Source organism: Azospirillum sp. RU38E (genome assembly GCF_900188385.1).
Taxonomy (GTDB): Bacteria; Pseudomonadota; Alphaproteobacteria; order Azospirillales; family Azospirillaceae; genus Niveispirillum.
On record NZ_FZOI01000042.1, the window covers coordinates 1 to 7512 of the forward strand.

9 protein-coding genes are annotated in these 7512 nt (G+C 62.9%); 3 read left to right on the top strand and 6 right to left on the bottom strand.

Annotation, left to right across the window (positions count from 1 at the left end; translation table 11 throughout):
• The 4 genes from CHB97_RS25330 to CHB97_RS25345 form a co-directional block, all read right to left on the bottom strand.
• Window positions 1-215: hypothetical protein (locus CHB97_RS25330; protein WP_143271325.1), on the bottom strand; the 215-nt coding region annotated here is incomplete at its 3' end.
• Window positions 212-982: an ABC transporter permease gene (locus CHB97_RS25335; protein WP_089290811.1), complete on the bottom strand. Its 771-nt coding sequence runs from the start codon at window positions 980-982 to the stop codon at window positions 212-214. The genes CHB97_RS25330 and CHB97_RS25335, both read right to left, overlap by 4 nt.
• Window positions 979-1977 carry an ABC transporter substrate-binding protein gene (locus CHB97_RS25340; protein WP_089290812.1) on the bottom strand — a complete coding sequence of 333 codons (999 nt, stop codon included), beginning with the start codon at window positions 1975-1977 and terminating at the stop codon, window positions 979-981. The genes CHB97_RS25335 and CHB97_RS25340 overlap by 4 nt, the downstream gene beginning before the upstream one ends.
• Window positions 1974-2795 carry an ABC transporter ATP-binding protein gene (locus CHB97_RS25345; RefSeq protein ID WP_244559709.1) on the bottom strand — a complete coding sequence of 274 codons (822 nt, stop codon included), beginning with the start codon at window positions 2793-2795 and terminating at the stop codon, window positions 1974-1976. Before CHB97_RS25345 ends, CHB97_RS25340 begins: the two co-directional genes overlap by 4 nt.
• Before the next feature lie 156 nt (window positions 2796-2951).
• On the opposite strand from CHB97_RS25345, the gene CHB97_RS25350 reads away from it, so the two are divergent.
• A complete protein-coding gene (locus CHB97_RS25350) occupies window positions 2952-3671 on the top strand; it encodes a GntR family transcriptional regulator (RefSeq protein WP_244559710.1) in 720 nt (239 codons plus the stop codon).
• Window positions 3672-4050: 379 nt separating this feature from the next.
• Here the strand turns inward: CHB97_RS25350 and CHB97_RS25355 are convergent, their stop codons facing one another.
• On the bottom strand, window positions 4051-4389 hold the full coding sequence (locus CHB97_RS25355; RefSeq protein WP_089290815.1) for a hypothetical protein: 339 nt from the start codon (window positions 4387-4389) through the stop codon (window positions 4051-4053).
• A 71-nt stretch (window positions 4390-4460) separates the two neighbouring features.
• Between CHB97_RS25355 and CHB97_RS27160 the strand changes: the two genes are divergently transcribed.
• Together CHB97_RS27160 and CHB97_RS25360 are read left to right on the top strand one after the other, a co-directional pair.
• Entirely contained in the window at window positions 4461-4592 is a 132-nt protein-coding gene (locus tag CHB97_RS27160; protein ID WP_371333143.1) for a VIT1/CCC1 transporter family protein, read from the top strand.
• Window positions 4593-4743: 151 nt separating this feature from the next.
• Complete coding sequence (locus CHB97_RS25360; RefSeq protein WP_089290816.1) at window positions 4744-5436, top strand: hypothetical protein; 693 nt, start codon at window positions 4744-4746, stop codon at window positions 5434-5436.
• A gap of 278 nt (window positions 5437-5714) precedes the next feature.
• Here the strand turns inward: CHB97_RS25360 and CHB97_RS25365 are convergent, their stop codons facing one another.
• A complete protein-coding gene (locus tag CHB97_RS25365) occupies window positions 5715-7328 on the bottom strand; it encodes a hypothetical protein (protein ID WP_089290817.1) in 1614 nt (537 codons plus the stop codon).
• Window positions 7329-7512: the final 184 nt, after the last annotated feature.

Sequence of the window (7512 nt, forward strand, 5' to 3'; positions counted from 1 at the left end):
GCCCAGTCGGAATAAAATTTGATGGCCAGCTTGATGGCGGCACCGTCGGCCAGACCGGAGGCACCGACTTCGTAAACCAACTGCACCTCTGTCCACTCGCCGGCCACCAGACGGCCGTGTGAACAGGTGGTGTGCCCCAGGAAGGGGCGGGCGCGATTGCGTTCATACAGGCCCAGGGGCGCGATATGGCCCGGATTGGCGGCAATGTCGGTCACGAATAGGTTCCTTCGTTCAGATGCCAGGTGCGGTAATGCCGTTCCATACGGCGGAAGACGAGGCTTTCGGCCAGCCAGGCGGTAAAGCCGATGATGGCGATGCCCAACAGAACCTGGGTGGTGTTGCCAATCTGGCCGCCCATGGCGACCATCCAGCCGATGCCCTGGCTGGCCCCCAGCATTTCGGCGGCAACCAGCGCCCGCCAGGCCTGGCCGAAACCAATGCGAAGCGACGCCGTCAGAAATGGCAGGGACGCTGGCAGATAGACATGGCGCAGCAACTGCCAGCGCCGCGCCCCCAATGTCCGCGCCGCCCGCACATGGCCGGAGCGGATGGCCAGAAACCCTTCCTGCATGGCAATGGTCATGGGAAAGACCGAGGCGATGAAGATCACCACCACGATGGCGAGATTGCCCAGACCAAAGACGATCATGCAGAGCGGTGCCCAAGCGATGGGCGGCACAGCCATGAAAAGGCCGATCAACGGTCCAGCAAATTTACGAAAAGACAGCGAAACCGCTCCCGCCACGCCCAGGATCAGGGCGGCGATGGCGGCCGCCCCATATCCTGCCAACTCCCGCAGAAGACTGGCCCCCACATGCTGTCCCAGGCTGCCATTGCCCAGCCAGCGCAGCGCCTCGGCCACGACCGCCCATGGTTGGGGCAGCACATAGGCAGGAACCTGACTGGCCGCCAGGCCCCACACGACGATCAGGGCGGGAAGCGATGCCCATGACCAGGAGGGTTTTGGCAGTGCCAGCCTCATTTACGGTCAGCCTGTTGCAGATAGGTGGTGTCGACGATCTGGCGCACATCCAGCGGCTGCGACAGCAGACCCTGGGCCAGGGAATAGTTGATCAGACGCTGAATGAAGGCGAGGTCAGCCTCGGCCAACCGATCGGACCAGCCCAGGCGTTTACGGGCTTCTGCAACGATGGCGGTCGGAGGGATTTCACGCCCGTCGGGGCCGGTTACCGGCTCCAGCTTAAACGCCTCAGCGATCAGTCGATCGGCCTCCTCCTTGTGATCATTCAGAAAGGCGATGGCCTTGGCATGGGCCCGCAGCAGCTTGACCACATCATCGGGCCGGGATTGCAGGGTTTTCACCGGGGCCATAACCACATACCAGGGATAGGATGGCAGGGCCTGATTGACATCAAAGACCACCCGGCTGGTCCCGCGCAGCACCGACTGGCTGATGAACGGTTCCCAGGTGAAGGCGGCGTCAACAGTGTGGCCGTCAAGCGCCCCCGTCATGTTGCCCACCGCCATCTGCAACAACGACACATCACGGTCGGGTTCCAGCCCGGCGGCTTCCTTCAACACAAAGCCGCGCAGCAGCACATCCATGCCGCTGCCCCGCGCCACCCCCGCCAGCTTGCGCCCGCGCAGGTCACTCAAGCCACGAATGGCCGGATCATTGGTAATAACAGCCGCCTGACCGTAATTGACCTTGGCCAGGATGCGGGCATCCAGGCCGCGCGCATACCATTGATAGACGGGGGGCGCGCCGATATAGGCGACATCCAGTTCACCCGCCGCCAAGGCCTGCTGCACCACCGGGCCATCGCCGAAGGATTTCAGCTCCACCGTCAGCCCCTGTTCCGCATAGAAGCCCTTTTTGTCGGCGATCAGGGCGGGGGCATTGGCCATGGCAAACACCCAGCCGACCCGCAAAGGGTGGTCATTTGTCTGGGCCGGGGCCTGCGGGGTCGCAAAGCCGATGAAGGCGGCGACGGCGGCGACAACGATCTTTCTCATGCGGAAATCCTTTGGGCAGCCGTCGGCGACGGGCCAGATGCGGTGGCAACAATGGTTGAAATGCGGGCCATCAGCGTATCGGTATAGTCACCAAAGGCCGACAGCCGCCGCGTTTCCCGCAGACAGCGCGGGCGCGGCAGATCAATGGTCAACTCGCTGTGAATGCCAGCAGGTGCCACATCCAGCACCACCACCCGGTCGGCCAGAAACACGGCCTCTTCAATGTCATGGGTGATGAACACCACCGTCTGGCCCAGCCGGGCCCAGAGGCGCAGCAACTCTTCGTTCATGCTGGCACGGGTGATGGCGTCCAGCGCCGCGAACGGTTCATCCAGCAACAGTAGCTTCGGTTCCAGCACCAGCGCACGGGCCAGGGCCACCCGCTGCTGCATCCCGCCCGACAATTCGTGCGGCAACTTGTGGACGGCATCCCGCAGCCCGACCAGGGTCAGAAATTCCAACGCCCTGGACCGCTGCGCCGCATCATCCATCTGGCCCGCCATACGCAGACCAAACCGCACATTGTCCAACACCGAAAGCCAGGGAAACAGGTGCGGCGACTGAAACACATAGCCAAGGGCCGCCATTTCCGGATGAACCGGCTGACCATTGACGGTGACGGAGCCGGTCTGCGGCGCCAGGAAACCCGACAACAGGTTCATCAATGTGGTCTTACCACATCCCGACGGGCCCAGAACGGCAATGAACTCCCCCGGACGGGCCCGCAAACCCAGACCGCGGAACACCTCCTGCCCGCCTGGATAGCGATAGTGAATGTCATCGACCAGGAACATGGCGCCAGCTGGGGCGAGATTCATAACAACACTCATATTAGTGTTTATTTCAATATTTCACGTTAATCTGACGATAATACATTACAATACATGTTGACAACCCCCGACTTGAAATCGTTGAAACCGCCCCGGCCCAGTGGCATCAAGAACGCCGTTTGGTGCATGTGACAGGGGGCGGCCGTGGGTTTGGTGCGGGAAAATGCGACGGCGATGTATCGCCAGATCGCGGTGCGCCTGCGCGACGAAATCGCCGCGGGGCTTTTTGAACCGTCAGGCCGCCTGCCCGGCGAAGCAGAAATCGGAAACCGTTTCGCGGTCAGCCGGGTCACCGTGCGCATGGCGCTGGACCTGCTGGAAACGGAGGGTCTGATCGTGCGGCGCAAGGGCAAAGGCACGTTTACCGCCGACACAAGGATGCGCCACCCGCTGGACACGCTGCGCAGTTTTCACGAATCCCTGAAGCTGCAAGGGCTGAACGCCACCATGCGGCACCTGCGGGCCGATATCACATCGACCCCGCGTGAACTGCGCGACCATTTTGGCGAACATTGCCTGGTGGCTGTGCGCCTGCATCTGGTGGATAACAGCCCGGTTGCACTGGGCCGCAGCATTCTGCCCTCTGCCCTGGCGCCTTATGACTGGATGAATGCCCAGCATACGCCCATCTATTCCATTCTGGACGACGTGATCGGCAAGCCCGTCTGCGGTGCCGATGTAGAGATCAAGGCCACCGCCGCAGAGGGCGAGGCCGCGGCGATGCTGGAGGTTCGGCCCGGTACACCGCTGCTGGTCATGGACCGCCGATCCTATTTCGCGGACCAGTCGACGGCGGTGCAATCCACCTTCTTCGTACGCCCGGAACGGTATAGTTTTATACTGTCCCACCGCTGGGGCGGGTAATATGCATAGCATTTCCAGGAAGGCCTGCACCCGGTCGGTGCCCCGTCAGAAGGCAACGTCACCACGCCGTGCAGACCTCCCTGATTGCCTGCCGTAGGAACTGATGCCCCGCATCCTTGTCAAAGCGGGGATGCCAAGCCTGGCCGATGATAACGGGTTCCAGTGTCAGCAGCAGGTCGAAGGCGCGAAGGCCGGCACCCATCGCTTCGGCAGAGCAGCGGACATGGTTCGGCACCGGGGCGATCAGATCGCTGTCGGGAAGCGCTGCCAGCGCCGTCTTGGGAAAGGGGACGATCAGGACGACGCGGCGCTTCAGGCCCAGATCGGTCAGCGCCTTGTCAACCGGGCCAAGCGCCCGTCCGCGCCGGGAAGAACTGATCTAGTCATAGGCGCAGAAACGTTCCGGCGTGATCGGCACCGAAAAGATGGGATGATCGGCGCGGGCCATGCCGACAAAATGATCGGGGAAGATGGTCTGGATGCGCACTTCCGGCCCCATCTCGCGCAGCGTGTCATCGTCATTCTCGCCTTCCGGTGCGAAGCGTAACACGACCAGGGGGGCCTGGGCGCGCAGGCGCGCCAGCAGACTGCCCGCAAACGCCCCCACGAAACCGTCATTGGCGCGCACGGTGAAGCACCGTTCCAGCGTGGCGAGATCAAGCGTCGTGGGCCGCAGCAAGGCCGCCGCATTCATGGCCGGTGCCACCGGACCGATCATCGTGGTGGCGATTACCCCCCCATGCGGTCCTGGTGCCTGTCCTCTGGGGTGCTTCCTTATCTACCCTGCTGATGCTGGGCATTTTGGCCGCGCGTGTGGGCGGTGCCAGCCCCTGGCGCGCGGGCATCCGCGTGGTGTTCTGGGGCGCGGTGGCTATAGGGATCACGGCCATTATCGGCGATATCGTCGGTCATGCGGTTTGACGGTCCTGTGTGAGGGGGGGGACTGGACTGATCGACATGCGTAGATTCCGCCCCTGCCGGGCGTCGCTATGACGACATAGCCTTAACGGCCCGCTCGTTTTTGAAAGTCGATATGATGTCCCAACACTCCCCCGCCCCCGCATCCCCACCATTGGCCAATGCCTATGCCTCCACCACGGGGCAGAGCCGACGGACACTTGATGCCATTTTCCGGCATCCGGTCGCGCATAATCTGGCCTGGAGGGACGTTGTGGCTTTGTTGACCGGGATCGGTGACATCGATCATCGGCGCAGTGGCGAATACTCGCTTCATGCCGGTGGAGAGCATATTCGGATTGATCGGCAACATGACAAGGACGTGACGACCGACAATCTCATCAAGTTGCGGCATCTGCTGACCCGAACGGGCTGGGCACCCGATGCGCCACCCCTTCATTCGGCCCATCCCTCCCCTGCCACGATCATTGTCATTGATCACACCGGTGCCAAGGTGCTGACCCTTGCCGGGCCTGAGGATGATCTGTCGCCAAATTCGGACAAAGGTGAGGGGCTTCACCATTTCGTTCATCATATCAAACGTATCGGATCAGACAGCGATCGCGGGGAGACCTTTCCCGGCGACACGGAATTCTTCTCGCGCGTTGCCGATGCCATCGGTCACAATGGGCGTATCGTGCTGATCGGCCACGGCAAGGGCCAGAGCAACGAGGCACACCATCTGAGCAATTACCTTCAGGCGCACAATAAGGACGCCTATGCGCGGATTGCCACCACGCTGGTAGCGGACCTTTCACATATGACGACAGCGGAGCTGCTGCAACTCGGGCACAAGGCGCTGATCTGACCCGGCATCGCAGGCAGACGCAACAGCATCATAAACCAAATTGTTCGCCGGACCAGCTACCGATGGCGAGACTGTTCAAAGACGTGAGTTAGGCGTAACTGGCCTGGATCAGCGTAAACGCTCTCCTGCCGGCCAAGGGGGGGGTAAGGGTTTGCCGGCGCGACGTCCGGCTTGACCAGAACAGTCGGTGTTGATGCAGGTTGCCGACCGGACCCTTGGCAGGGCGGGCATTGTCTCTGCGCGGCCTGCCAAGGGCCACTGATACAGGTCAGTGCGGATCAAGCCCGCGACATGCAAGGATGGTCGGCGCGGCAACCCGTGCCTGCCAGCAGCTCCTGCGCGTGGGCCGCCATGTCGGGCTTCTTCAGGTGCTCAATGCGCTGGGCAGCGTCTGCCCCCTTCGCTTCCCGGACGGCTTCCAGGATGCGCGCCTTGGTGATGCGGCCCAGGAAATTGTCCACGGTCGGCACCCAACCGGCGGCGGCCATGTCCAGGTCCAGCACGCCGGCCAGCGTATCGGCATGGTTCAGGCGGCCATTGTGGCGGTTCCAGTTCTCATGCACGGCATTCACCGTGCCCGCCACGCAATGGGCGAACAGGGCCGCCCGGCTGTCGGCATCAAAACCCACCAGCACATCCCAAAGCTCGGTGGCCCGCGCCGGCATCTGCTGCCGCCAGTTCTCATGCCGGTCCACGATGGCGGTGGCGGCGGCACAGTCGCGCAGGCTGGGTTCCTGGAGCACCGGCACTGTGCCGCGGGCGCTGATTTCCAGACAACTGGCATAGGAGCCGGGATAGAAGGTGTCCAGACACAGCACATGCAGCACGGCCAGAAACGCCGTGTCCGGGTCCCGCGCCAAGGCATCACGCAGCGCCAGGGTGCGATGGGTGGTCAGTTCCATCACCAGCCGGTCGGACAAGGGCTTCATGCCCTCATCCTCGGGCTCCGGCTCCTGGCTGACACTGGTGCCGGTATAGGCAGCATGGGCAGCAGCAGGTTGGGAGACATCACATTCCGGCGTGCCACCCTCCGGGATAACCTCCTCCACCGGCGGTTCATCCTCGCGGCGGACAAAGCCACGTTCCACCCGCAGTTCGCCTTCGGCGTTCACACGAACATAGCAACCGGCCCGCGCCATCTCGTCGGGATCGAAACGCTCCGGCCGCTCTTCCAACTGAGCGATTTCAGCCGACAGGGCCGTCAGCCGCTGATCGACCTCCTCGGGAACCTCCTCGGGAACCTCCTCGCCCGTGTCATGCTCTTCGGCCAGCCGTTCATACTCGGCAGACAGGTCGATGTACCGCGCCTCCTCATCCTCCGTCCTGGGAACGATCTCGCCCTTCAGGCGGCGCTGACCGACGGTGTGGCCATAGAGGAAATCGACATTCACCTCGACCCATTTCCAACCCTCGGCCATCACAGCGTCAGCGGCCTTGGCCAGCTTTTCCGACACCAGCCGCTCCAGCAGCGGCACATCGCCCAGCCAGCCACCCTCGTCCGGCGTGAACAGGTCGCGCATCACCGGGCCACCGGCGGCGATATAGGCGTCCAGCCCGACAAAGCGGGCACGCTTGTCATAGGCCGGAATGCTGCTGGCCGTCAGGGTACGGCGGATGTGATAGGCCTCCTTCTGCCAGGGCTGGGTGATCGAGGCCCAGACCTGTTCCTGCCGCTCATGGCTGTCGCTGACGCTGAAGGCCATCAGCATGTCGAGGTTCATGCCATCCTCGGCATAGATCTCCAGCAGCTTGGGCGAGACCGTCGCCAGCCTCAGCCGCTGTTTAACCACCGCCGGGGTGACAAAGAAGCGGGCGGCGATGTCTTCTTCGCTGAGGCCCTTGTCCATCAGGGTCTGGAAGGCGCGGAACTGATCCAGCGGGTGCAGGGCCACCCGTTGCAGGTTCTCCGCCAGACTGTCCTGTCGCTGGCGGGATAAAACTCCCCAGAAGTGGCGAATGAAAAGTCCCCAGTTTTGGCAGAGGCAAGGCCCCGGGGGGCATGCCCCCCGGGGCCTTGCGGCCATCTCACCGCCATCCTGTCTCCCGCTGTCTGCGGGGAGGATGCCGGTGATCAAA